The 25,479-nt window shown below is 66.7% G+C and carries 21 protein-coding genes and 1 pseudogene; 13 read left to right on the forward strand and 9 right to left on the reverse strand.

Annotated elements, in window-relative coordinates:
• Window positions 1–14: 14 nt before the first annotated feature.
• Genes B2527_RS16210 through pdxH form a run of 4 tightly spaced genes read right to left on the reverse strand, consistent with a single transcriptional unit; the run spans window position 15 to window position 2,204 of the window.
• Window positions 15–815 (reverse strand): cobalamin-binding protein, encoded by an 801-nt coding sequence (locus B2527_RS16210; RefSeq protein WP_293716119.1) that lies wholly within the window; start codon window positions 813–815, stop codon window positions 15–17.
• Window positions 815–1,153, reverse strand: a complete 339-nt coding sequence (locus B2527_RS16215) for a hypothetical protein (RefSeq protein WP_293716021.1) — start codon at window positions 1,151–1,153, stop codon at window positions 815–817. The genes B2527_RS16210 and B2527_RS16215 overlap by 1 nt, the downstream gene beginning before the upstream one ends.
• On the reverse strand, window positions 1,150–1,608 hold the full coding sequence (gene aac(6') / locus B2527_RS16220) for an aminoglycoside 6'-N-acetyltransferase (protein ID WP_293716024.1): 459 nt from the start codon (window positions 1,606–1,608) through the stop codon (window positions 1,150–1,152). Before aac(6') ends, B2527_RS16215 begins: the two co-directional genes overlap by 4 nt.
• On the reverse strand, window positions 1,605–2,204 hold the full coding sequence (gene pdxH, locus B2527_RS16225) for a pyridoxamine 5'-phosphate oxidase (RefSeq protein ID WP_293716027.1): 600 nt from the start codon (window positions 2,202–2,204) through the stop codon (window positions 1,605–1,607). Before pdxH ends, aac(6') begins: the two co-directional genes overlap by 4 nt.
• A 42-nt stretch (window positions 2,205–2,246) precedes the next feature.
• Here pdxH and B2527_RS16230 point away from each other — a divergent pair, with 42 nt between their 5' ends.
• Window positions 2,247–3,083 carry a kinase gene (locus B2527_RS16230; RefSeq protein ID WP_293716030.1) on the forward strand — a complete coding sequence of 279 codons (837 nt, stop codon included), beginning with the start codon at window positions 2,247–2,249 and terminating at the stop codon, window positions 3,081–3,083.
• 81 nt (window positions 3,084–3,164) lie between these two features.
• Here B2527_RS16230 and B2527_RS16235 read toward each other — a convergent pair whose 3' ends face one another.
• Window positions 3,165–3,368, reverse strand: coding sequence for a dodecin family protein (locus B2527_RS16235; protein ID WP_293716033.1), 204 nt, complete (start codon window positions 3,366–3,368; stop codon window positions 3,165–3,167).
• Window positions 3,369–3,467: 99 nt separating this feature from the next.
• On the opposite strand from B2527_RS16235, the pseudogene B2527_RS16240 reads away from it, so the two are divergent.
• From B2527_RS16240 to mdtD, 6 genes and pseudogenes are all read left to right on the forward strand, one after another.
• Window positions 3,468–3,989, forward strand: a pseudogene (locus tag B2527_RS16240) (shikimate kinase); the annotation flags it as partial.
• Between the two features lie 18 nt (window positions 3,990–4,007).
• Window positions 4,008–5,117, forward strand: a complete 1,110-nt coding sequence (gene aroB / locus B2527_RS16245) for a 3-dehydroquinate synthase (RefSeq protein WP_293716122.1) — start codon at window positions 4,008–4,010, stop codon at window positions 5,115–5,117.
• A gap of 285 nt (window positions 5,118–5,402) precedes the next feature.
• Window positions 5,403–5,654, forward strand: coding sequence for a WGR domain-containing protein (locus tag B2527_RS16250; RefSeq protein WP_293716036.1), 252 nt, complete (start codon window positions 5,403–5,405; stop codon window positions 5,652–5,654).
• Window positions 5,655–5,716: 62 nt separating this feature from the next.
• Window positions 5,717–6,790: a uroporphyrinogen decarboxylase gene (gene hemE, locus B2527_RS16255; protein WP_293716039.1), complete on the forward strand. Its 1,074-nt coding sequence runs from the start codon at window positions 5,717–5,719 to the stop codon at window positions 6,788–6,790.
• A 101-nt stretch (window positions 6,791–6,891) separates the two neighbouring features.
• Window positions 6,892–7,500 carry a hypothetical protein gene (locus tag B2527_RS16260; protein ID WP_293716042.1) on the forward strand — a complete coding sequence of 203 codons (609 nt, stop codon included), beginning with the start codon at window positions 6,892–6,894 and terminating at the stop codon, window positions 7,498–7,500.
• Window positions 7,501–7,578: 78 nt separating this feature from the next.
• Window positions 7,579–8,976, forward strand: a complete 1,398-nt coding sequence (gene mdtD / locus B2527_RS16265; RefSeq protein WP_414717120.1) for a multidrug transporter subunit MdtD — start codon at window positions 7,579–7,581, stop codon at window positions 8,974–8,976.
• A gap of 46 nt (window positions 8,977–9,022) precedes the next feature.
• Here mdtD and B2527_RS16270 read toward each other — a convergent pair whose 3' ends face one another.
• Window positions 9,023–12,568, reverse strand: a complete 3,546-nt coding sequence (locus B2527_RS16270) for a hybrid sensor histidine kinase/response regulator (protein ID WP_293716048.1) — start codon at window positions 12,566–12,568, stop codon at window positions 9,023–9,025.
• A complete protein-coding gene (locus B2527_RS16275; RefSeq protein WP_293716051.1) occupies window positions 12,565–16,113 on the reverse strand; it encodes a hybrid sensor histidine kinase/response regulator in 3,549 nt (1,182 codons plus the stop codon). Before B2527_RS16275 ends, B2527_RS16270 begins: the two co-directional genes overlap by 4 nt.
• Before the next feature lie 231 nt (window positions 16,114–16,344).
• On the opposite strand from B2527_RS16275, the gene B2527_RS16280 reads away from it, so the two are divergent.
• Genes B2527_RS16280 through B2527_RS16290 form a run of 3 tightly spaced genes read left to right on the forward strand, consistent with a single transcriptional unit; the run spans window position 16,345 to window position 18,184 of the window.
• Complete coding sequence (locus B2527_RS16280; RefSeq protein WP_414717117.1) at window positions 16,345–17,040, forward strand: YceI family protein; 696 nt, start codon at window positions 16,345–16,347, stop codon at window positions 17,038–17,040.
• On the forward strand, window positions 17,037–17,615 hold the full coding sequence (locus B2527_RS16285; RefSeq protein ID WP_293716054.1) for a cytochrome b: 579 nt from the start codon (window positions 17,037–17,039) through the stop codon (window positions 17,613–17,615). Before B2527_RS16280 ends, B2527_RS16285 begins: the two co-directional genes overlap by 4 nt.
• The gene (locus B2527_RS16290) at window positions 17,612–18,184 is read left to right on the forward strand and encodes a YceI family protein (RefSeq protein WP_293716057.1); all 573 of its coding nucleotides are present in this window, start codon (window positions 17,612–17,614) and stop codon (window positions 18,182–18,184) included. The genes B2527_RS16285 and B2527_RS16290 overlap by 4 nt, the downstream gene beginning before the upstream one ends.
• Window positions 18,185–18,534: 350 nt before the next feature.
• On the opposite strand, the gene B2527_RS16295 is transcribed toward B2527_RS16290, so the two are convergent.
• Window positions 18,535–18,765, reverse strand: coding sequence for a glutaredoxin family protein (locus tag B2527_RS16295; RefSeq protein WP_293716060.1), 231 nt, complete (start codon window positions 18,763–18,765; stop codon window positions 18,535–18,537).
• 95 nt (window positions 18,766–18,860) lie between these two features.
• Between B2527_RS16295 and B2527_RS16300 the strand changes: the two genes are divergently transcribed.
• Window positions 18,861–20,243 carry an L-serine ammonia-lyase gene (locus B2527_RS16300; protein ID WP_293716063.1) on the forward strand — a complete coding sequence of 461 codons (1,383 nt, stop codon included), beginning with the start codon at window positions 18,861–18,863 and terminating at the stop codon, window positions 20,241–20,243.
• 315 nt (window positions 20,244–20,558) lie between these two features.
• Window positions 20,559–21,365, forward strand: coding sequence for a hypothetical protein (locus B2527_RS16305; protein ID WP_293716066.1), 807 nt, complete (start codon window positions 20,559–20,561; stop codon window positions 21,363–21,365).
• Window positions 21,366–21,385: 20 nt separating this feature from the next.
• Here B2527_RS16305 and rarD read toward each other — a convergent pair whose 3' ends face one another.
• A complete protein-coding gene (gene rarD, locus B2527_RS16310) occupies window positions 21,386–22,276 on the reverse strand; it encodes an EamA family transporter RarD (RefSeq protein ID WP_293716069.1) in 891 nt (296 codons plus the stop codon).
• 255 nt (window positions 22,277–22,531) lie between these two features.
• On the opposite strand from rarD, the gene B2527_RS16315 reads away from it, so the two are divergent.
• A complete protein-coding gene (locus tag B2527_RS16315) occupies window positions 22,532–25,465 on the forward strand; it encodes a ligand-binding sensor domain-containing diguanylate cyclase (protein ID WP_293716071.1) in 2,934 nt (977 codons plus the stop codon).
• Window positions 25,466–25,479 lie beyond the last annotated feature (14 nt).

The raw sequence follows: 25,479 nt of genomic DNA on the forward strand, positions 1-25,479 counted from the left end.
AAGACAGTTGACTCCTACAAGGCCCCTGCCCGCTTCGACCATTGATTGATGATCTGCGCGATGGCCTGCACGCCATCGGTCAGCGCCGCTGGCCCGGGCTGCAGGATCAGCGGCGACTTGATCTCATGCAGCTCGCCATCCCGCACCGCATTGATCGCCTCCCAGCCGGGACGTGCCGCCACCCGCTCCGGGCGGAACTTCTTGCCGCACCATGAGCCGATGATGATGTCAGGGTTGCGCGCGATCACCGGATCACCATTGGCAAGAATGCGCGCCTTGGCCAGCGGCTCACGCGACAACTCCGGGAACACATCGATGCCGCCGGCAATCTCCACCAGCTCCGCACCCCACTGGATGCCGGTGATGATGGGCTCATCCCATTCCTCGACATAGACGCGCGGGCGCTGCGGCAGCGTTGCCGCCTGCGCGGCTATTGCATCCAATCCGCGCTGCAGTTGGTCGGCATAGGCGTTGGCACGCGCCGCCACCCCCACCAGCCCGCCCAGGCGGCGGATGTAATCGAGGATGCCGGCCACGCTGCGGTGGTTGGCAATCCACACCTCCACACCGTTACGGATAAGCTCGGCGGCGATATCGGCCTGGATGTCGGAAAAGCCAATCGCCAGGTCGGGCTTCAGCTTGAGGATCTCGCCGACCTTGGCGCTGGTGAAGGCACTGACCTTGGGCTTGTCGCGGCGCGCCTGCGGCGGTCGCACGGTGAAACCGCTGATGCCGACGATGCGGTCCTGTTCGCCCAAGGCATACAGCGTCTCGGTAGGTTCTTCGGTAAGGCAGACAATGCGACGCGGGCCGATCATGCGACGGCAAACTCCGTTGTATCGACGAAAACCGCCGGGGTATTCCATGGATGATGCGCGGCGATGGCGTGCAGCAAGCGCTGCAGGCGCTGTGCATCACGCGCTATGCAGATCTCCAGCCGCACCGTGGGCTGCTGCACCCGCTCACCGCCCTGCCCCTGCACGCTGCGGGTGCCGGGCAGTACCCGGTACTGCTCATCGGCGGGGCTCTCCCACATGCCCTCGGCGTAACCGCCTGCGGCAAGATCATCAACGGCAAGAATGCCCTGCTTCAGCCGCGCCAGATCCGCAGGCGGTACGAATACGGTAATGCGGTAGACCGGCTGCAGCTTCATGCCGCCGGGCCGTCCAAGGGCATGCGGTAATAGATCACCCGCTCGGTCTCGGCGAAGCCGCTGCCCAGGTGTGCAGCCTGCGCCACCGCATTGTCCAGCGCCGTGTCCGATGCCAGCTCACTGCATCCCTGGGCGCACGCCCAGCGCGCAACCTCGGCTACCAGCGCACGCCCGATGCCCTTGCCACGCCACGCCTCAACCACGTACCAGCCTTCCAGAAAGCCCACCGGTGAGCTGGCCGTGCCATTGACATAGTCGTGGCGCAGATTGGCCTCGGCCAGACCCACCGGCCGGTCCTGGTCGAACGCAAGCAGCACGGTGCCACCTTCTTGCAGCAACTGTTGCAGCTCGGCCAGCTCGGTCCCGCAGTCCGGCCACAGCGCGCGCCGCAGCTGCGCCCATGCCGGCCAGTCACTGGCCAGCGCGCGGCGGATCACCGGCCCGGCTGTACTCACGGATACAGCATCCGCTTGCCCCACTCACCTGCAGCGTCGGCTTCGTAGCACCAGCGCTCGTGCAGACGGAAATCGGCGCCGTACCAGAACTCGATGCGTCGCGGCACCACGCGCACGCCACTCCAGCCTTCAGGACGCGGTACGTCGCGGCCTTCAAAGCGCTGCTCGAAGTTGGTCAGGCGCTGCTCGAACTCCTCGCGCGAGGCCAGCGGCTGCGACTGTACCGACGCCCAGGCACCGATCTGGCTCATGCGCGGGCGGCTGGCGAAATAGGCGTCGGCTTCGGTGGCGGAGACCAGCTGCGCATCGCCCTCGATCCGCACCTGGATGCCCGCCTCGCGCAGGCTGCGCCAGAGGAACAACAAGGCGGTCGCACGGTTGTCATGCAGCTCACGGCCCTTGCGGCTGTCCAGATGCGTGTAGAAGACGAAGCCACGCTCATCGAAGGCCTTGAGCAGCACGGTACGCGCCGAAGGGCGGCCATCCAGGTCAGCGGTTGCCACCGTCATCGCGGTGGCATCGATCTCCTTGCCAGCCTTGGCCTCTTCAAACAATGCGGCGAAAGTCGATAACGCTTCTGCATAAAGATTGGTCATGGTCCTGCTTCGTACGGCACGGGTTTGGGCTATTGTGGCGGCATGTCCCCCGTTCCGCACAGTTTTTCCCCGCGCCGCTTTGCCCCGGCCCTGGTCGCACAGGCGTTGGACGAGGCATTGACCAGCGCCAGCGGCACGCCGGTATTGGCGATCAGCGGTGTGCAGGGCAGCGGCAAATCGACCCTGGCGGCCCAGGTCGTGGACCTGGCCCGCAGCCGCGGCCTGTGCGCTGCTGCGCTGTCCATCGACGACACCTACCTCACCCGTGCGCAACGCCAACGCCTGGCTGACCGCATCCATCCGCTGCTGGCCACCCGCGGCCCGCCGGGCACGCATGATCTGGCACTGGCACTGAACACGCTCGATGCCGCCAAAGCTGGCGAACCGTTCGCATTGCCGCGCTTCGACAAGCTGGCTGACGAGCGCGTGGCCGAGGCACAGTGGAAGCGCATCGAGCAACCGCTTGATCTGCTGGTATTCGAAGGCTGGTTCCTGGGCACACCGGCCGAGGATGCGCAGGCCCTGCAGCAGCCACTGAACGCACTGGAACGCGATGCCGACGCCGATGGCCGCTGGCGGCAGTGGTGCAACCAGGCGCTGGCCGACGATTACCCGGCGCTGTGGCAGCGCTTCGACCGGCTATGGATGCTGCAGCCGCCCAGTTTCGCGGTGGTACCGCACTGGCGTTGGCAGCAGGAACAGGCATTGCAACAGGCCTCGCCCGGTCGCAGCAGCATGACCCGGCCGCAGTTGGAACGCTTCGTACAGTTCTACGAGCGCATCAGCCGGCAGGCGCTGCGCACCTTGCCGGCCATCGCCGACCGGGTCATCGCGCTGGATGCACAGCGCCAACCGCTGGCCACGCCCAGCGCGGAGTGAGCCTGGCCCCGGGCGGCATGACCACACCGGGGCCGGACAGACGTTGATCCCCGTCGCGGCATGGCGCCGGGGACGCACGGTTTACTGCACCAGAAAGGTCACCCGCATGTTCACCCGCCACTCGGTGATCTCGCCGTTGCCGTCGGTAACGACCTTGGTTTCGTTGACCCATGCTCCCTGGATGCCCTTGACCGTACCGGCCACCTTCTTCAGGCCCGTACGCACCGCATCTTCAACACTGGTCTTGGAGGACGCGCTGACTTCAATGATTTTCGCCACTGACATGTACGACTCCTTGGTTGCACCACGAACCATTCGTGGAGTCATCCAGCTTGGCTGCTACCTTGTTAAGGCGCCGACATGAGGTGCTAGCATCGTTCAGCAATGAATCCCGCCCCCAATCTCATCCTGGTCGGCCCCATGGGCGCCGGCAAAACCAGCATCGGCCGCCGCCTGGCCGAGCGCTTCGGCCTGGCCTTTGTCGATGCCGACCAGGCCATCGTCGACGACGTCGGCTCCAGCATCCCTGCCATCTTCGAACATTCAGGCGAGGCCGGCTTCCGCGCGCATGAAAAGCGGGTACTCGCGCAACTGCTGCAGGGCAGCGGCCAGCTGATCTCCACCGGCGGCGGCTGCGTGCTGGACCCGGACAACCGCCAAGCCATCCGCACGCAGGGTTTCGTGGTCTACCTGCGGGTCAGCGTGGCCTCACAGCTGGCACGCCTGCAACGTGACAAGACCCGGCCGCTGCTGCAGCGCCCGGACCGTGAACAGGTGCTGCTGGAGATGGCCGGCATCCGCGATCCGCTGTACCGCGAGGTGGCCGACCTGACCATCGACACCGACCTTTACTCCCCCGCCGACGCCACTGCCAACACCGTGCTCAAGCTCGCCGCGCAGTGGCAGATCCTGGAACCCAAGCGCATGACGCCCTCCCCCCGCACCGTTGCCGTCAGTGGCGACCGTCCCTACCAGATCCATATCGCCCCCGGCCTGCTCGGCAACGGCGAACTGCTGGCCGCCCCCATCCGCGGCCGCCACGTGCTGCTGCTCAGCGATGACAATGTCGCCCCGCTGTACCTGCAGCAGGTGCGTGCCAGCCTGCAGGCGGCACGCCCGGAGCTGAAGCTTGCCGAGTACATCCTGCCGGCCGGCGAAGCCTCCAAGACCCTGGACAACTTTGGCGCCGCCATCACCGCACTGGCCAGCCTGGGCGCCACCCGTGACGCCTGCGTGCTGGCCCTGGGTGGCGGCGTGGTCGGCGACCTGGCCGGCTTTGCCGCCGCCTGCTGGATGCGCGGCGTGGACTGCGTGCAGTTGCCCACCACCCTGCTGTCGATGGTCGACTCATCGGTCGGTGGCAAGACCGCGGTGGATATCCCGCAGGGCAAGAACCTGGTTGGCGCCTTCCATCCACCGCGTGCGGTGATTGCCGACACCGCCGCGCTGCGCAGCCTGCCGCTGCGCGAGTTGCGCGCCGGCCTGGCGGAAGTCATCAAGTACGGCGCCATCCGCGACCCGCTGTTCTTCCAGTGGCTGCAGGCCGAACGCGAGGCGCTGCTGGCCGGTGACGACGGCGCGCTGGCGCAGGCCATCGCCCGCAGCTGTGAGCACAAGGCCGAGATCGTCGCCCGCGATCCGCTGGAAAAAGGCGAGCGTGCCCTGCTCAACCTCGGTCACACCTTCGGCCATGCCATCGAGACCGCGCAGGGTTACGGCGCGCCGGGCAACGACAACCTCAACCATGGCGAAGCGGTGGCGGTCGGCATGGTGCTGGCAGCGCAGTTGTCGGCCGCGCTGGGCATGGCCGATGCGGCTGACACCGAGGTCCTGCGTGAACTGCTGCAGGCCTACGGCCTGCCTACCACCATCCCCGCCGGCCTGGATGCCGAGGCCTTGCTGGGGCATATGCGGCTGGACAAGAAGAACATCGCCGGCCGCCTGCGACTGGTGCTCTGGCGCGGCATCGGCAAGGCCGAGGTGGTACCGGATGTGGATGAGGCGGCGGTGTTGGCGGTGCTGCGGGCGGGCTGAGCGGCAGTGCTTGAAGTCCCTCTCCCTGCGGGGTGAAAGGGGCAGCTTGCGAACCACTGGTTCGCTGCCCAGTGAACGGCCCTTGCGCTGGCGCAAGGGCCGGGCGCATGTAGCGGGGGTTGGGGTGAGGGTCCGGGCGAAGCCGGGTGCCGTCAAATGAGCGCGTAGCTTCGCCCGCACCCTCATCCGCCCTTCGGGCACCTTCTCCCGAAGGGAGAAGGATGGGACGGGCTTCACCCGCCCCAAAACCAGCCCAAAATCCGCACACCGGCTACAATCGCCGCCATGCGCGTCCTACTGCAACAGCCGCCCAGCGGCAATGAAGCCCCCCGCTACGTTCAATTGTCCCTGGTGCCGGATCTGCTCGGCGGCTGGGAGTTGCTGCGTGAGAGCGGCCAGACCGGTGGCCGCATCCAGCTGCGCCGCGAGCTGTTCCTGCAGCATGACGAGGCCGTGCATGCCTTTGAGAAGGCCCGCGACGGCCAGATCAAGAAAGGCTTCCAGGTGATGTTCACCGCCGGCCAGCCCGCGCCCTGAATCCCGCATTCCCGGCAGGTGCGCCGCAGCGCGCCTGCGGTTCCTACCCCCAGGAGTTCCATGTGACCAGCCCACTTCGCAATGACCGCTTCCTGCGCGCCCTGCGCCGCGAGCCCGTGGACTACACCCCCGTCTGGCTGATGCGCCAGGCCGGCCGCTACCTGCCGGAATACCGCGCCACCCGCGCCCGCGCCGGCAGCTTCCTGGGCATGGCCAAGAACCCGGAAGTCGCCTGCGAAGTGACCCTGCAGCCGCTGGAACGCTTCGACCTGGATGCTGCGATCCTGTTCTCGGACATCCTCACCGTGCCAGACGCCATGGGCCTTGGCCTGTACTTCGTCGACGGCGAAGGCCCCAAGTTCAAGCATCCGGTGCGTGATGTCGCCGCGGTCGCCAAGCTGGCGGTGCCGGACATGGAAACCGAACTGCGCTACGTGATGGACGCAGTGCGCCTGATCCGCCGCGAGCTGGACGGCAAGGTGCCGCTGATCGGTTTCTCCGGCAGCCCGTGGACGCTGGCCTGCTACATGATCGAAGGCGGCGGCAGCAAGGATTTCGCCCGCATCAAGGCAATGGCGCTGAACGAGCCCAAGGCCCTGCACCAGCTGCTGGAGGTGGTGACCGATGCGGTCATCGCCTACCTGTCGGCACAGCGCGCGGCCGGTGCGCAGGCCCTGCAGGTGTTCGACACCTGGGGCGGCGTGCTCGGCCCGGCGATGTACCGCGAGTTCTCGCTGCGTTACCTCAACCGCATCGCCAGCGAACTCAAGCGCGGCGACGGCGCCGAGCGCACCCCGCTGATCCTGTTCGGCAAGGGCACCGGCCAGTACGTGGCCGAGCTGGCCGCCAGCGGTGCCGAAGGCGTGGGCGTGGACTGGACCATCACTCTGGAAGACGCCGCCCGTGCCGCCGCCGGCAAGGTCGCGCTGCAGGGCAACCTGGACCCGACCACGCTGTACGGCTCGCCGGAGGCGATCAGCCGCGAAGTCGGCAAGGTGCTGGACAGCTATGCCGCCGGCAACGGCGGCTCGCGCGAAGGCCACGTGTTCAACCTGGGCCACGGCATGTCGCCGGACATGAACCCCGAGCACGTCGGTGTGCTGGTGGACGCGGTGCATCGCCTCAGCCGCCGCTGATTCACACGTAGCGTCACAACGCCATGGCACCATCGGCGGCAATCAACACCGTCGGAGGATGCATGTCGAAATCGTGCTGGTTCAAACTGTCAGCACCGCTGTTGCTGCTGGCCATCGCCGGGTCGGCGGCAGCGCAGAATGCCGGCCAGCTGCAACTGGGGCCAAATGAATTCCCCGCCCTTGGTCGTGCTGCCGACAGCTCTCGCCTTGTCGTATTTGCCGCCGGGCTGACAGGCTTCCCCGGCAGCTGCTCACAACTGCGCGCGGCCCGACTGGACGAACTGTCAGCGCGCTGGCAACCCGTGGTGGAGCAGGTCACGCTGGCATCCTGCGAAAAGGGCATGCCTGTCATCGGCGACAGCTATCTGTCCTACAACGTCAACGCCCGCTTCAAGCAGGGCATGGTGCGGCTGCAGGGCCTGCCAGTGGAGGCTTATGAGGAAAGCGGCGGCCCCATGCACCGGGCGCAAACCTATACCGTCGCAGCCCCCCTCACCACGCTGCTGAGAACCGTCGGGCCGGTGGTCCAGCGCGACTGCCTGCCGTTGCGGCAACGCAACCCCGAGGCCGTGCCCACCTGCAATCTGCAGCAGGAGGGCGATGCCTGGGCGTTGATGATCGGTGGGGTCAACCGCATGGTCATGCTGAAACCGGCATCTGGCGATCCAACACGCTCGCAATATGTGCTCAGCAGCAGCGGCAGCCGCTGACCTGCGCGACATCTGCACACGCAACGGAGGACAATGGCTGTACGTTCCCGCTGAGTCGTCCTGATGCCAGCACCGCCCCTGCCCAGCCCCCTGCCGGCCGCCTCGGCACAGAAACCCCTGCTATGGCTGGTGTCGCTGGCCATTTTCATGCAGATGCTGGACTCGACCATCGTCAACACGGCACTGCCGGCGATGGCGCGCAGCCTGGGCGAAAGCCCGCTGCAGATGCAGTCGGTGGTGTTCAGCTATGCGCTGGCGGTAGCGACCTTCATCCCCGCATCGGGCTGGATCGCCGACCGCTTCGGCACCCGCCGCACTTTCCTGTCAGCGATCGTGCTGTTCACCCTCGGGTCGCTGGCCTGTGCACTCTCCCCCACCCTGCAATGGCTGGTGGCCGCGCGGGTGTTGCAGGGTGTCGGTGGCGCGATGCTGTTGCCGGTAGGCCGGCTGGCGGTGATGCGCAGCGTGCCGCGCGAGCAGTTCCTGTCGGCGATGAGCTTCATCGCCATCCCGGCGCTGATCGGCCCCCTGCTCGGCCCCACCCTGGGGGGCTGGCTGGTGGAAGTCTGGTCCTGGCACTGGATCTTCCTGATCAACCTGCCGATCGGCGTGATCGGCATCGTCGCTGCGTTGCGGATCATGCCCGACCACTACGGGCAACAGCAGCACCGCTTCGATCTGGCCGGCTACCTGATGCTGGCGCTGGGCATGATCGCGCTGTCACTGGCGCTTGACGGCATCTCCACGCTGGGCTCCTCGCACGTGCTGGCGGTGGTCGGCATCGCCGCCCTGGCCGGGTACTGGCTGCATGCGGCCAACAGCCGCAACGCCTTGTTTCCGCTCAGCCTGTTCAAGGTGATCAGCTTCCGCATCGGCATCCTCGGCAATCTGTTCTCGCGCATCGGCAGCGGTGCAATGCCCCTGCTCATTCCCTTGCTGCTGCAGGTGGGCATGGGCTACAGCCCGATGACCGCCGGCATGATGATGATTCCGGTGGCCTTGTCCGGCATGGCCGCCAAACAGGCCGCGGTCAAGCTGGTGGAACGCTTCGGCTACCGCCGTATCCTGATGATCAACACGGTCTGCGTGGGCCTGGCCATGGCCAGCTTCGCGCTGATCAACGCCGACCAGCCGCTGTGGCTGCGGCTGCTGCAGCTGGCGATCTTCGGCGGAGTGAACTCCATGCAGTTCACCGTCATGAACACCGTCACCCTGCGCGACCTGGACATGCGCCAGGCCAGCAGCGGCAACAGTCTGCTGTCGATGGTGATGATGCTGGCCACCGGCTTTGGTGCCGCCACCGCCGGCAGCCTGCTGTCGACCTTCGGCGCACACCTGGACGGCCACGGGGCCACTGCAGCCCTGCATGCCACCTTCCTGTGCGTGGGTGCGATCACGCTCAGCTCGACCCTGGTGTTCTGGCAGCTGCCTGACAACCGTCCGCACCCGCGGGCGGTCGAGAACGTGGCGGAGTAGCAACGGGGAAGCTGAAGCCCGTGCGGATGCAGATCCGGGGCAGCTATCAGACCAGGCCCTCGCGCCGGCGGCGCTGTGCAGCCAATACCGCGGCGATGGATTCCAGCAGCATCTGCGCGGTCACCGGCTTGCGCAGGAAGTCAGCAAAGCCGGCAGCGCGCGCGGTGGGCTCGGCATCGGCGTCGGAACGGGCAGTCACCGCCACCAGCGGCATGTCATAGCCCATCGTCTGCAACTGCCGGGCCAGGCCAATGCCATCCAGGCCGGGCAGGTCCAGGTCAAGCAGTGCGACATCAAACTCGCTGGCCGACACTTCGGCCAATGCTGCCAGCCCGTGCGCGGCATGGCTGACCTGGTGGCCGTGCACTTCCAGCAGGCCACGGATCACCGCCGCGATGGTGGGATCATCCTCCACCAGCAACACGCGCTGTGGCGGCAGGCTGGCCCAGGCTGCCGCCGCCTCATCCTCGGCACTGCGGCTACCGACTTCCCAGGCCAACGGCAGGCGCACCGTGAAGGCCGTGCCCTCGCCCAACGCGCTGTCCACGTCGATGGAGCCGCCCATCGCCATCGCCAGCTCGTGGCAGATCGCCAGTCCCAGGCCGCTGCCGCCATAGCGCGCGGTCGTGCGCGCACCATCGGCCTGCTCGAAACGGCGGAACAGGCGTTTGCGCTGCTCCGGGCTGATGCCCGGGCCAGTGTCGGAAACTTCCAGCCACACGCCCCTGCCGCCGGGCTCCAGGCCAATGCGCAGGCCCACATGGCCGTCACTGGTGAATTTGATGGCGTTGCCCAGCAGGTTGAGCAGGATCTGCCGCAGGCGCATCGCATCCCCCACCACACGGGTGCGCGCGGGCGCCTGGTTGTCCAATTGAAAGTCCAGTCCACGCCGCTGCGCCAAGGGTTCCATCAAGCCGCGCACATCATCAAGCAGCTGCTGCAGTTCCAGCGGCTGCGATTGCAGCTCCAGCTTGCCGGCCTCGATGCGGGCCAGGTCAAGTGCGTCGTTGACCAGCCGCAACAGGTGCTCGCCGGCGCGACGGATCGATTGTGTGTAGTTGCGCTGGCGCTCGTCCAGTTCGGTGGCCGCCAGCAGTTCGCTCATGCCCAGTACGCCGGTCATCGGCGTACGTACCTCGTGGCCCAGCGTTGCCAGGAAGCGGGTCTTGGCCAGCGAGGCCTGCTCGGCCAGCTCCTGCTTGTGCAGGGCAAGCTGCCATTCGCTGCGCCGGCGCAGGCGCCGCCGGTACAGCCATGCGCCCCACAGCAACACCGCCACGCCAAACACGATCAACGACATCATGCCCGGCGCGCTGCGCCACCACGGCGGTTGCACCTGGAAGGCCAGGGTACGCACGGCCGACCACACGTTGTCCGAGGTCGCCGCCTGGATCTCAAGCTGGTAGTTGCCCGGCGGCAGGCGTGAGAACACCCGCTCGCCATTGGCGCCGGCCTCCACCCAATCCGGGTCATAGCCGCCAAGACGGAAACGGTAGCTGTTGGTTGCCGAATCGGCGAAGGACAGCAGCCGCGCGACAATGCGCAGATCGCGGTCGCCTTCGCGGATCAACAACGGGGTCTGGTTGGTCAGCTCCTGCTCCTGATCGCCACGGCGCACGCTCACCCGCTCCACCACCAACGGCGGCTGCCGGCTGGAAGGTTTGACCAGCCCCGGCTCGAACAGCACCACGCCTTCCGGCGTGCCCCCGGCAACCTGGCCACTGCGCGCCTGCACCAGACTGCGGCGGCGGAACTCCTGCCCAGGCAGGCCATCGTGCACGCCGTACAGGCGCACCGAACGGCTGCCCGGGTCGATCCGGATCAGACCGCGGGCACTGCTGGCCCAGGCCACGCCATCACTGTCGATGACCAGGCCATTGGGGGCCAGCATGGGGAAGTCACGCCCGCTGATGCTGTCCAGCGGCGACAGGCTTTGCCCGTTCCACAACAGCCTGTCCACCCGCCCTTGGCCGGCAACCCAGGCCACACCACTGTCGGAAAGGGCAAACGTGGAAACCCGGCTTCCTGGCGAGCCGGGTACCGGCGCGAAGCGTTGGCCCTGTGGCTGCCAGAGCAGCAAGCCGGTGCCGCTGGCCAGCCACAGGTGATCGCCCGGACCACACTGCATGTCCTCGATGGTGGTGGCCGGCACCCCGGCCTGGCCAATGGGCAGCTGCAACTGCACGCGGCCTTCGCCATCGCGCAGCTGCAGTCCAGCGATTTCCGAATACACCCACAGGCGGCCGCCATCGCAGACGCGCAGGATATCGGCATCCCCCGGCATGGCCGGGTCCTGCGTGTCGGTGTGGCGCCAACGTCGTACGCTGCGATCACGCGGGTCGTAGCGCACCAGCCCGTCCAGGCTGCCGATCCAGACCCTGCCCTGCGGATCTTCGGCCAGCGACTGCGGCCAATTCTTGTCATCGATGACCGTCAGGTGATGCTCGACCGCGCCGGTGGCCGGATCAAACCTGTCCAGGGCACCACGGGTACCCACCACCCACACCCCACCCGACAGTGACGGGGCCATCGCCAGTGGATAGGGGTTGCGCAGGGATTGCGGATCGTCCACCAGGCGCGACAACACCGAGAACTGCCGCCAGCTCGGCGGCAGATGCCAGAGCCCGGCATTGGTGCTGGCAAACCACAGCCCGCCTTCACGGTCCTCGAATGCACTTGACCAGTTCGGTCGCACCAGCCCGCGCTCCTGCGCGCTGAACAGCGGCACATTGCGTACCGTCGAATTGCGGAACCGCCCCAGGCCAGTGCGCGTGTCCAGCCAGTAATTGCCGTCGCTGGAATACTGCAGCACGTTGAGCACTTCGCCCGGCGGCGCGCCTGGCCACTGCGCCGGCGCAAAATGGCCCTCCGCGCTGCGCACCACCACGCCGCCATTGGTCGCAACCCACATGCGCCCTTCACGATCCACTTCCAGCCCATTGATGCGGCTGGACGGCAGCAGCCGTTCATCGACCGGCTCGAAGCCATCGCCACGCCAGCGGGCCAGCCCGCCCTTGGTACCTACCCACAGGTTTCCATCGCGGGTGACTGCCAGATAGCCCACCGCCGCCGCGGGCAGGCTGCGCGGATTGCCGGGCTCGGGCATGAAGCGCGTGATCTGTCCTTCCGGGCTGAGCCGGTGCAGGCCACCGGTGGCCGTGCCGAACCAGACGCTGCCATCGGGTGTGGAGGCAACCGACCACACCGTGTTGCTGCCAATCTCCGGATGGGTCTGGTGATTGAAGAAGCGGAAGCTTCGTCGATCGGCGGAGAGCATCGCCAACCCCATGTTCTGGGTGCCTATCCACAGCTGGTTGCGCGCATCCACATGCAGGCTCCAGACCAGGTTGTCACGCAACCCGTCCTCGGCCCGCCAGATGCGGTAGTTGCGCCCGTCATAGCGGGCCAGGCCATCGCGGCTGGCCAGCCACAGATAGCCCATTTTGTCCTCGGCAAAGGCATTGATGTTGCTGGAGGGCAGTCCGTCGGCCACGGTCAGCTGGCGTGGCTGCGGGGTGGCAGGCACCTCGGCCGCAGCGGTTCCGCACAGCCCCCCTGCACACGCCAGCAGCCAACACAGCCGCCAGATCATGCCGAAAGCTCCGCATTGTTGTTGCGCGCCTGGGCGGCTCGCAGCGCCTTGAGCATGGCGTCATGCAACAAGGGCCCGGTCACCGGTTTATGCAGGAAACCGTCCATGCCTGCCGCCATTGCTCCCGTCTCGGCGCTGGCGTCGGAGCGTGCGGTGACCGCGACCAGCGCAAAGCCGTGGCCCATGTCACGCAGCTGGCGGGCCAGTGCCATGCCATCCAGCGCTGGCAGGTCCAGGTCGAGCAGGCCGATATCAAAATCATGCAGGCTTGTTTCCGCCAAGGCCGCCAACCCATGCGCTGCGTGCACCACATGGTGTCCGCGCACGGCCAGAAGGCCGGTGATGACCTGGGCCACGGTGGCGTCGTCCTCCACCAGCAACACCTTGAGTGGTGGCAGCGCAGGCTGTACCTGCTGGGCGGCCTCTGCGGCCGCCGGCGACAGACGCTCCCACGGCAACGGCAGACTCACGCTGATACGTGCACCCTCGCCCAGGCGGCTGTCGACGCGAATGGTGCCGCCCATTGCCACCGCCAGCTCATTGCAGATCGCCAGACCGAGGCCGCTGCCGCCATAACGCGACGCAGTGCGCGGCCCGTCGGCCTGCTCGAAGCGCTCGAACAAGCGCTCTTGCTGCTCGGCACTGATCCCCGGACCGGTGTCATGGATGCAGAACAGTACGCTTTCAGGCTGCAGGGTGGTGCTCAACCCAACACTGCCCTGCTCGGTGAACTTGATGGCATTGCCCAGCAGGTTCATCAATATCTGGCGCAGACGCATGGGATCCCCCTGCACCTGCACCCCCTCCAGCGCCAGGCCATCGCCGACGAAAGCAAGGCCACGGCGTCCTGCCATCGGTGCCATCAGGCCGATGACCTCCTGCAGCAGCTTGCCAAGATCAAAGGCCTGGGTATCGAGCTGCAGCTTGCCAGACTCGATGCGGGCAAGGTCCAGTGCATCATTGACCAACCGCAGCAGGTGCGTGCCGGCCTGCTGGATGGCGCCCGCGTAGCTGCGCTGGCGCGGATCCAGCTCGGTATCAAGCAGCAGTTCGCTCATGCCCAGCACACCGGTCATCGGCGTGCGTACCTCATGGCCCAGGGTGGCCAGGAAGCGCGTCTTGGCCTGCGATGCCTGCTCGGCCAGTTCTTTCTTGTGCACCGTCAATTGCCATTCACTGCGTCGGCGTAGGCGCCGCCGATAGCCTAGCATCGCCGCCACGATGGCCGTCAGCACAAACAACACATAGACAGCGATTGCCGCCGGGCTGCGCCACCACGGGGGGGTTACCGCAACCGCCAGGGTCTGCGCCGCCTGCCACGGGCCATCGCCTACCGCGCCCTGTACCTGCACGCTGTAGTTACCCGGTGGCAAGCGCGACAGGACACGCTCACCATCACTGCCCAACATCACCCAATTCTGGTCGTATCCGTCGATACGCATGCGGAAGCGGTGCTGGGCGGGATCGGCGAAGGCCAGCAGGCGCGCCTTGATCCGCAGATCACGGTCGGCCGGCCCCAGCCGCACCACGTTGCCAACCAGCAGCTGCGCCTGTTCGGCGTCATCGCGGCGCACACTGATCAATTCGATCACCGGTGTGGACACCACCGGTGCCGGGGGCACCGCATCCGGGTCAAAACCCAACAGACCCGAGGCCGATACCGCCAGGGCGGTGCCACAGCCGGCATGTGCGGGAGGCCGCGAGGTGAACTCCGCATCCGGAACACCATCGCCGACGCCCAGCACCTTCACTTCAGCAGCCTCCGGCTGCCACCACAGCAGCCCACGCGGTGTGGTGGCCCACAACTGACCACTGCAGCCCAGCACCAGCCCTCCCATTGCCGCCATCGGCACGCCGGCCTCGGCACCCAGACGCTGGTCCAGGGTGTAGCCACCCGCAGCGGGCTGGTAATGCGCCAGCGCACCCTCGCGCGCCACCCACAGCCCGCCGTCCGCAGCCAATGCCAGTCCATACGCCATGCCAGCAGGGATACCTGGCACCGGGACAAACCGCCGCGAGGAGGCATCGAAGCGCAGCACCCCTGCGCCGCCTGCCACCCACAGCGTGCCATCGGCGCTCATCAGCAGTTGCTCGACCAGCTTGTCCGGCAAACCGGGAGTGCTGCCGGCCGGGTAGTCGGCCAGCAGGCGGCCGTCAATGCCACGATGCTGCAGGCCATGATTGATGATGGACAGCCACACACTGCCGTCAGCAGCCCGCTGCATCTGATCGGCACGCAATTGGGGGTCTTCGCCAACGCCAAGATCGACGACACGCAGCTGCCTGTTTTCCGGGCGGTAGAGCAGGACCTTGCCGGCACGCCCCATCCAGATCACGCCATCGGCACCGCGCAGTACCGACCAGGTGCTGCCACTGCCCAAGCGCGTGCTGTCTGCCAGGTGCTGCAGCTTGCCCGCCGCATCCAACCGGTACAGTCCATGCCCGCCCACGACCAGATAGCCATCGCCGTCCACCGACGAATTGAGCAGGTACTGGCTTTCCAGTGACTCCCCATCCAGTTGCTCATGACTGGCAAAACGTGCCCAATCCGGGCGCAGGTAGGCCAGGCCCTGGGTCAGCAAGGCAGTCCAGATGCCACCTTCACGGTCCTGCAGAAGATCCAGCACGCCACTGTTGCCGGTCAGGAATCCGCTGCCGAGCTCGCCCTGCAACAACTGCAAGCTGGCCCCGCGGCTGCGGTAAAGGCCGTTGGAGGCCCCCACCCAGTAACCACCGTTACGATCGTGCAGCACCACCGCTGCACGCATCTGCGCCGCATCCGGCCACGGCGCGGCCTGCACCGTGCCATCGTCCAGCACGCGCAACAGGCCATTGCCCGTACCCGCCCAGACCCCACCCTCACGGTCGCGGCTCAGTCGGATCACGACCTTGCCCTGCAGCAGCGGCGAGTTCACCGCAGCAAAACCGGCGGCGGCGGTCCAGCGCACCAGGCCCTCGGCGGTGCCGATCCAGATGCTGCCATCGGCACCGGCCAGCAATGCGTAGATGGTGTCGTTGGGCAGACTGTGGGGATCGTCGGGCTGGTGCTGGTAGTGGCTCACCGTGCCATCGTCATGCAACAGGCAGATGCCCGAGCCGCTGGTCCCCACCCACAGGTCGCGGCCGTGTTCGGCCAGCGCCCACACCTGCTCGCTGCAGCGCTGTTCCAATGCAGCAAACCGGGTGAACTGTCGGCGCTCGCTGTCCAGCATGGCCAGCCCGGCGCCATTGATGCCGACCCAGACCCGGTCCCGGCTATCCACCAACAAGGTTTCCAGAGCGTTGCCGGGCAAGGCGCCCGGCTGCGTGGGGTCCTGCCGCCACACCTGTAACTGCTGCCCGTCATAACGGGCCAGGCCGTCGTCAGTGGCCGCCCACACATAGCCCCGGCGGTCCTGTGCCAGTGCCAGCACCATACGCGAGGGCAAACCTTCGGCCACCCCCAGGCGCCGCATGCGCGGGGTTTCGGCCACGCCCTGCGCGGCCGCCAGCCACGGCAGGGCCAGCAACAGCAGCAGCGCGCCCATCCAGGCGCATCGCAGCATTCGATTGATCAACGTCCGCCTCTCCCTGCTACCGTCGGCATTGCCCTCAACCCCCACGGTGGCGCTGGCATCCCCTGATCCGGTCGACTTTAACGCTGCCCCCCGCCGTCGGCAAAACGCGGGACACGGAGGGTGCGTCGGCAGCGCCGTAACAAACCGTTGCGCAATATGGGCACAAACCAGGCCGAACATCCGCCTAGAATCCCCTGAAATCCATAACGGAGCCGAACCTTGCTGCGACTCCTGCTAGTTCTGACCTGCCTGCTGCCGTTTGCCGCGCTGGGCGCCAATGCGCGCTACCAGCTCGATCCAATCCACACCCGGGTGGTCTTCGCCATCGAACATGCGGGGTTCTCCAAGGCGCTGGGCGCCATATCGGGCAGCGAAGGCGTGCTGGAGTTCGATCCGGCGGACTGGAGCAACGCACGCCTGGACGTGGTGGTGCCGATCGCCCGCCTGGACCTTGGCGATGACAAATGGAACCAGGCTACCCTGGCGCGCAATCTGCTTGATGGCCAACACCATCCGCAGGCGCGCTTCGTCTCCAGCCGGGTCGAACCGGTCGACGCCACGCATGCGCGCGTATACGGCCAGCTGACACTGCGCGGCGTCACCCGCGAGGTGGTATTGGAGGTAACCCTCAACGCCCTCAAGCGCCATCCGCTGCCGCCGTTCCGGCGCACGGCGGGTTTCTCCGCAAGCGCCGTGCTCAGCCGCGCCGACTTCGGCATCGATGCCTGGAAGTCTGTGATAGGCGACCAGGTGGAACTTCGCATCGAAGCCGAGGCCGTGCGCGATGGCAACGCCCAAGCTCCCGCCGCCCCGCAACCCGGCGACAACACCCAACAGCCATCCACGGACGCCGATCTGCAGGACGCCGCAGACGCCGCCCTGAAAGCAGCCACCGAGACGGACCACCACCCATGACCCTCAAGAACACCGCCCAACGCTGGGGCAGCCTCAGCAAAAGCCTGCACTGGCTGATCGCCGTGCTGATCCTCGCCCTGGGCATCGTCGGCCTGACCATGGGCGAGTTCCCCAAAACGCCCAAGTACTTCTGGATCTACACGATGCACAAGTCCATCGGCATCACTGTATTGGTGCTGGTGGCAGTGCGCCTGGGCTGGCGCCTGTATGCCGGCGTGCCCGAGCCGGTGCCGGGCACGCCCAGCTGGCAGGAGCGCATTGCCTCGGTCACGCATTGGTTGCTGTATGTGCTGATGTTCGCCATCCCCCTGTCCGGCTGGTTGTACGACTCGGCCAGCGGCCTGCGCCCGTTCAAGCTGTTCGGGCTGGTGGAGATGCCCAAGCTGGTGGCGCCCAGCGAGCAGGCCAGCCAGATTTCCCATGCCATCCATGAGTGGGGCTTCTGGGCCCTGATCCTGCTGGTGCTGGCGCATGCCGGTGCGGCGTTGTATCACCACATTCATCAACGCGATGCCACGCTGGCACGCATGCTGCCGCAAGGCTGGCTCAATACCCCGCAAAAGGATCCCGCATGAACATCAAGCTCTCTTCTCCCGCCGCCGTCGCCGCTGCACTGGCCGGCATGCTGGCCGCCGCCCCGGCAATGGCCGCCGATTACGTGCAGGCACCGGGTGCCGGCTCGATCCTGGTGTTTGCCACCAAGTACGACGGCGAAGTCTTCACCGGCAGTTTCCCCGGCTTCCAGACCCAGGTCAGCTTTGATCCGGCCAACCCTGCTGCCGGCAAGCTGGACGTGAGCATCCCGCTGGCAGGTGCCAAGAGCGGCAACAGCGACCGCGACTCCACCCTGCAGGGGGCGGACTTCTTCAACGTCGCGCAGTTCGCGCAGGCCCGTTACACCGCCAACGGCTTCCGTGCGCTGGGCAACAACGAGTTTGCCGCCGACGGCACCCTGCAGCTGCGGGGCATCAGCAAGCCGGTTACCCTCACCTTCACCTGGACCGATGGCGCGCAGCCGGTGCTCAAGGGCAAGGCCACGGTCAAGCGCCTGGACTTCGGCGTGGGCGCCGGCGACTGGGCCGACACCAAGACCATCCCCGACGAAACCGCAATCAGCACCATCGTCAAGCTCAACGCCAAGTAAAAGCGCCCTCACCCCACCCCCTCTCCCGCAAGCGGGAGAGGGGATGTAGTGCCGAGCCATGCTCGGCAGAGGCCTTCCCGTTAACGCCTCAACCTGTAGTGCCGAGCCATGCTCGGCAGAGGCCTTCCCGCTAACGCCTCAACCGGTAGTGCCGAGCCATGCTCGGCAGAGGCTTTCCCGGTATCGCCGCAACCTGTAGTGCTGAGCCATGCTCGGCAGAGGCTTTCCCGCTCCTGTAGTGCTGAGCCATGCTCGGCAGAGGCTTTCCCGCTAGCGCCTCAACCTGTAGTGCCGAGCCATGCCCGGCAGAGGTCTTCCCGGTAACGCCCGCAGCCGAGCATGGCTCGGCACTACAGGCGTGGCGGCAACCATGCGGCAACCCTTGCAGCATCAAAAGGCCACTCCAGCTCCCTGCCACCAGCATCCCGCAGCACCGGCACGCGCGTGCCATAGCGCGCTTCAAGCACCTCATCGTCATCGATGAACACACTGTCGAAATCGGGCGCACGCACCTGCGCCAGCACCGCCAGGGCGAGGTCGCACAGGTGGCAATCGTCACGCTGGTACAGGGTCAGTCCCATCGTCCATCGGCTCCGGCAATGCTGCGCTGCAGACATGGCCTGCAACAAGGAACACGTAGAATAGCGGCCATCTCAACGCAGTACGCAGAATCAGCATGTCCGTCAGTACGTTCGACCTGTTCAAGATCGGCATCGGCCCGAGTTCGTCACACACCGTGGGCCCGATGCGCGCGGCCGAGCGCTTCGTCCACCGTTGGCTGCTGGACCCGGGCCAGCTGGACAACACCGTGCGCATCCGCGCCGAAGTCTTCGGCTCGCTGGCCCTGACCGGGCGCGGCCACGGCACCGACAAGGCGGTGCTGCTGGGTCTGGAGGGCAACCGCCCCAACCTGATCGACCCGGACATCATCCCGGCCACGCTGGAGCGCATCCGCAGCAGCAAGCGCATCCGGCTGATGGGCCAACGCGAGATCGCCTTCGACGAGAAACGCGACCTGGCCTTGAACAAGCGCCAGAAGCTGCCGTACCACACCAACGGCATGCGCTTCACCGCCTACGATGCCGATGACCAGATCATCGCCACCCGCGACTATTACTCGGTCGGCGGCGGTTTCGTGGTCAACGAGGACGATGCCGCCGACGACCGCATCGTGCCTGACCAGACGCCCATCCCCTACCCGTTCAAGAGCGGCGACGAGCTGCTGGCGCAGGCCGCGCGCAGCGGCCTGAGCATCGCCCAGATGATGTTCGAGAACGAGAAGTGCTGGCGCAGCGAGGAAGACATCCGCGCCGGCCTGCGCGAGATATGGGACGCCATGCAGTCCTGCGTCACCCGTGGCATCCGCTCCGAAGGCACCCTGCCCGGCGGCCTGCACGTCAGCCGCCGCGCGCCCACCCTGTACCGCGAATTGTCCTCGCGGCCCGAAGCCGCCATGCGCGACCCGCTGACCACGCTGGACTGGGTCAACCTGTACGCACTGGCAGTCAACGAGGAAAACGCCGCCGGTGGCCGCGTGGTCACCGCACCCACCAACGGCGCGGCCGGCATCATTCCCTCGGTGCTGCATTACTACGACCGCTTCTGCCCCGGCAGCAACGAGCAGGGCGTGTTCAACTTCCTGCTGACCGCCGCCGCCATCGGCATCCTGTACAAGGAAAACGCCTCGATCAGCGGCGCCGAGGTCGGCTGCCAGGGCGAAGTGGGCGTGGCCTGCTCGATGGCCGCCGGTGGCCTGATGGCCGCCCTGGGCGGCAACCCCGGGCAGATCGAGAACGCTGCCGAGATCGGCATGGAGCACAACCTCGGCCTGACCTGCGACCCGATCGGCGGGCTGGTGCAGATCCCCTGCATCGAGCGCAACGCCATGGGCGCGGTGAAGGCGATCAACGCCAGCCGCATGGCCATGCGTGGCGACGGCAAGCACAAGGTCTCGCTGGACAAGGTGATCAAGACCATGCGCGACACCGGCCGCGACATGCAGGACAAGTACAAGGAAACCAGCCGCGGCGGCCTGGCCGTCAACGTCATCGAGTGCTGAGGCAGGCAACAACCGCCGCCGCTTCCCCGTGAACCGGCGGCTTTTCATCTGGCCCTTCTTCCACCCCGGAGAGAAGCGGGCGACTGGCACCGCTCAGCAGAATCCCGCTCCCCGAACGTGGGCTGCCGGTAGCGGAAAGCTGCCAGCAGCCGGTTCGTTTTCATTGGTATTGCAGCAACCCTGGACGCACCCCAGACTACGCAGCGGATTTGACCCAAGGGGCAGGCAATGGATGCTGGACAAGGACCGCGATCACCACCGCAACTGCCACCTGTGGCCAACCCGCACGCACGCTCACGCACTGCGGCACGGCCGGTGCGCCGGTCCGGCGGCTTGACCTTGGGCAAGCTGGTGCTGGGTGCCCTTGCCCTGTTGCTGCTGGCCTACTTCATCGGCAAGCGCAATGGGCGTGATTCGGCTCCCGACCGCGTCACCCAGGACACGTCACCCACCGCCGCGCCGGTCTCCCAGGCCCCTTCCCCGCGCGAAGCGACCATCCTGCAGGGCGAAAAATCCACCACCCTGTCGCAGGTAGACGACGCACGCATGCAGGTGCTTGAGCAGGGCACCGTCCTGCGCATCGATGGCGGCGTGGGCCGCCGTTTCGTCACCGACCTGCAAGCGCAGCTCGACGCCAACCCCGGCCTGCAACGCATCGATATCAGCAGCGGTGGCGGCTATGCCAACCCGGGCCTGGAGGCGGCACGGATGATCCGCCGGCGCAACCTGATCGTGCGCGTGCACTCGCATTGCGCCAGCATGTGCGTCGCGCTATGGGCCGCAGCCGCACAGCGGCAGTTGCAGGTGGACGCGGTCATCGGCCTGCATGCCTGGAATGCCCAATGCGAAGCCATGCCCTCGCCCCAGCGCGAGGAGTGCCGCTACCAGATCCAGTTCGCCACCGCCCACGACGCCAGCTATACCGCCTGGCTGCGCGATGCCGGTTTCAGCCAACGCCTGCTGGACCTGCAGACCAGCACCGCCTCCGAGAACATCGCACTGCTAAATGCATCGCAGCTATGGGCCAATGGCGTGGATTTCAGCGTGGTCGATGGCAACGGCGTGGGCATGCCCCGCGCCGAGGTGGAACGCCTTTTCAGCGAGAGGGCGCAACGTCGCTGAGCCGCGCCCCCGGGCCAGGCTCAACGCACGCCAGCAGGCCGTGACCTGAGCCGCAGCACGCCTTCCAGCGCCAGCAGGGCCACGGCCAGCCAGATCGCGACGTAGGTGGGCCACTGGCCGTGCTGCACGCTTTCACCCAGCAACAGGGCGGCCAACATCAACAGTACCGGCTCGACATAGGTCAACAGCCCGAACAGGCTGAAGGACAGCATCTTCGAGGCCAGCATGTAGCACATCAATGCCGCCGCACTGACCAGCCCCAACAGCGGGATCAACAGGTACAGCGAGGGCCGCTGCGCCAGCTGCTGGGCCAGCAGGTGGCCATCGCCGATCGCCGCCCACGCCGCCACCGGCAGCAGCAGTACCAGCTCCACCCAGAAGCCGCCGAGGTGGCCGATGCGAAGGTGCCGGCGCAGCAGGAAGTAGGCCGGATAGCCCAAAGCCACCAGCAGCATCTCCCAGGACAGGCCATGACTCTGCAGCAACGCCCATGCCACCCCCGAGCCGGCACTGACCACTGCCAATGTCTGCAGCGCAGACAGCCGCTCGCCGTAGACCACCCGCCCCAGCAGCACCATCACCAGCGGCAACAGGAAATACCCCAGTGACACCTGCAGCGCCCGCCCATGCAGCGGCGCCCACAGGAACAACCACAGCTGCACGCCGACCATTGCGGCGCACAGTGGCATGCCCCACCACAGCCGGGGCTCACGGCGCAGGCGCCGCAAGGTGTCGCGGATCAGCGCCTTCTCACCGCCCAGGTGCAACATGAGGGCAATCAGCGGCAGGGCAAACAACACCCGCCAACCAAAGATCGCCTCCCCCTGCAGCGGAGCCAGCTGCGGGCTTGCGTAGTACATGAGGCCAAACAGCAACGACGCCGCCAGCGAAACCAGAACACCCTTGGACACGAACCACCTGCCTGACATGTGCCTGCGCAAGTGGCAGGCCGTGAAATGATGCAGCGCATGATAGGGCGAGCAGATCCATGTTTCACCGCGAATGACACCGTGGCGGGCATGGGCAATACTGCTGACCACGGACGCGCTTTCGGGGGAGATCGCTTGGCGGCCTGGTATCCATTGCAACGCTCATCGCTTTACCTCTTGCCGCTGGCTCTGCTGCTGGCCCTGGTCCCGGTCCCGGCGGCGGCCCAATCCGGGGCCATGCAGGCCAAACCCCTGTCGCAATACGCGCGTGACCACTGGACGGTGGCCGACGGCCTGCCGCAGCTCGGCGCCGATGCCATCGCCCAGGACGGCGACGGCTATCTGTGGTTCGGCACCCTGGGCGGCCTGGGCCGTTTTGATGGCACGCACTTCACCAACTTCTACCCCTCCGATACCCCTGCCCTGCGCAGCGCGTCCATCAATGCACTGCTCGCCGACGGCCGTGGACGCCTGTGGATTGCCACCCCGCGTGGCCTTGCCGTCCACAGCGACGGCAGCTTCGACCAGGCCCGCATCCAGCCGGGGCAGCCAGCACCTGACGATGTCACCGAACTGGCGCTGGGCCTGGACGGCCGTGTACTGATCGGCAGCAACCGTGGCCTGTATGTGCACGAGGAAGGCAAGGGTCTGCGCCTGCTGTCGGCGACCGGACCGGTGGCCGCCATCGCTGCCACCGAAACCGGCATATGGATGGGGGCCCAAAGCTCGGTCTACCAGCTCATCGGCGACAAGCTAACCCCGCACCCCCTACCCGCAGCCCCCGAACAACGGCTGATTTCGCTCAACGTGGTGGACAACCAGCTGTGGGCTTCCAGCACCGTCGGCGTCTACCGGTTCGACGGCAGCCAATGGCTGCCACTCACCGACCCACGCGTGGGCGGGCCACGTTACCGCCGCCTTGCCAAGGGCGAGCACAACAATCAATGGCTGATCGAGTCCTCGCGCCTGCTACGCCTGTTGCGCGGCCAGATCGTCGAGGAGATCCTGCTGGCACCGGAGTTCGCGCACGCCGCGCGCACCCTGCGTGACCGCGACGGCAACCAGTGGTTGAGCAGTGCCAACAGCGGTGTGATGCGCCTGTGGCCAGGTGTCGCCCGCCACTATCCGCTGCAGGGCGAGGACATCACCAAACTGGTCTGGACCACCGTGCGCACCGCCGACGGCCACATTCTGGCCGGCGGCAATCAAGGCGTCAGCGTGGTCCGCGACGGCGCCCTCCAACCCTACCTGCACGACGCGCGACTCAGCACCGTCTATACCCTCATGAGCGAGGGCGATGACCTGTGGGCAGGGACGGTGGAGGGGCTGGTGCTGTACCGCAAGGGCCAGCGCGTGGCGCTGCCGGAGCTGGCCCCGCTCCGCAACACCCGCATCAATGGCATTGTCCGTGACCACGCGGGCAACCTGTGGATCGCCGCCAATAGCGGCATCTATCGTCTGGACCCGCAGCGCGTCCTGACCCATATCCGGCCATCTGCCAACGTGGTCAGCCCGATGATGCGGGTGCTGCTGGTTCGCCGTAATGGCCAGATACTTGCCGGCGGACAGGATGGCTTGTTCAAGATCGAAGGTGAGCACCTGCTCGCCCTGCCGACCCCGCTGAGCGATCCCAATATCCTCGCCCTGCATGAGCTGCCCGGCGGCGAAGTACTGTTCGGAACGCAGTCCGAGGAAGGCCTGCGCTTGCTGCGGGAAGACGGCAGCAGTGTCCATCTCGGCGCAGGCCAGGGGCTGCCAGCACATCACACCCCCTATGCCATCACCGACGATGGCCAGGGCCATGTGCTGGTGACCGGCTTCCTGGGTGTCTACCGGGTGGACGAGCAATCCTTGCTCGGCGCGGCCAACGATCCCTCGCGGCAGGCACGCGCGCAGATGTTGATCAGCCAGAACAACCGCACACATGCCGGCCAGCGCGCGCAATGCTGCAATGGCGGCGGCCTTGCCCGCGCCTTCATGTTTGAGCAGAAGCTATGGGCACCGGCATCCGACGGCCTGTACCAGATAGATGCCGATATCGACACCGAGGTCCAAACGGCGCCGTCGGCACTGATCGAGCGCGTGCGGGTGGGCGAACAGTGGCGCAGCGCACAGGGCGACAACTGGAAGCTGCCCGCCAGCGGGCGTGACCTGCAGTTCGATTTCAACGTACTGGGATTCAACCCGATGCACCTGGCCCAGGCCCGCTATCGCCTGCTGGGCTACGACGACCAATGGCACGCACCTGGCGTACAGGACAGCCTCAGTGCCCACTACACCAATCTGCCGCCGGGCTTCTACACCTTTGAAGTCAGCGGCAGCTGGGGCGGCAAACCGCCGGAGTCCAGCGCCCGGCTATCCTTTGAAATCCAGCCCTATTTCCATGAAACCTGGATGTTCAAGGCTGCTCTGGCGGTGGGGCTGCTGATGCTGGGCGGGCTGGCAGCGAGGCTTTTCTCGCAGTGGCGCAAGCGCCGCAACGCGGCGTTGGAAACACTGATCGAACAACGCACCCGCGAGCTGAGCAGCGTCAACCGGGAACTGGAATCACTCAGCCGCACCGACACCCTGACCGGCCTGTACAACCGCCGCCATGTCTCCGAGCAGATCCCAGGCAGCCTGGCGATGCTGGAAAGTCACCGCCATCCACGCCGCGAAGATCGCGTCACCGTGTTCGCCCTGATCGACATAGATCACTTCAAGGCCATCAACGACAGTTTTGGCCATGAAGCCGGCGACGATGTGCTGGTGGAAGTGGCCACCCGCCTGAGTCGGCAGATGCGCAGCGGCGACTACATTGCCCGCTGGGGCGGCGAGGAGTTCCTGGCGGTCCTGCACGAGCAGCCTCGCGGCCGCTACAACGTGGTCGCCGAGCGCCTGCTGGGCTGCATCCGCGACGTGCCATTCCAGGTAGCCGGTGCCAGCCGCACCTTGACGGTGTCGATCGGCCTGGCCGAAACCCCCTTGTTCAGCAGCGCGCCCAACCTCTGGGACTGGGAGCAGAACGTGGCGCTGGCCGACATGGCGATGTACGCCGCCAAGCACGCCGGCCGCAATGGCTGGGCCATCCATCAACCGGTGGACCCGGCCGCCCAGCCTTCTGCCGAGGCATCGCCACGCCTGCTGGTAGCGCGTGGCGATCTGGTCATCCTGCATTCCGCACGCGATTAACGTGCGGTGCGGTG

The sequence above is a fragment of the Stenotrophomonas sp. UBA7606 genome (assembly GCF_002477705.1).
Lineage (GTDB): Bacteria > Pseudomonadota > Gammaproteobacteria > Xanthomonadales > Xanthomonadaceae > Stenotrophomonas.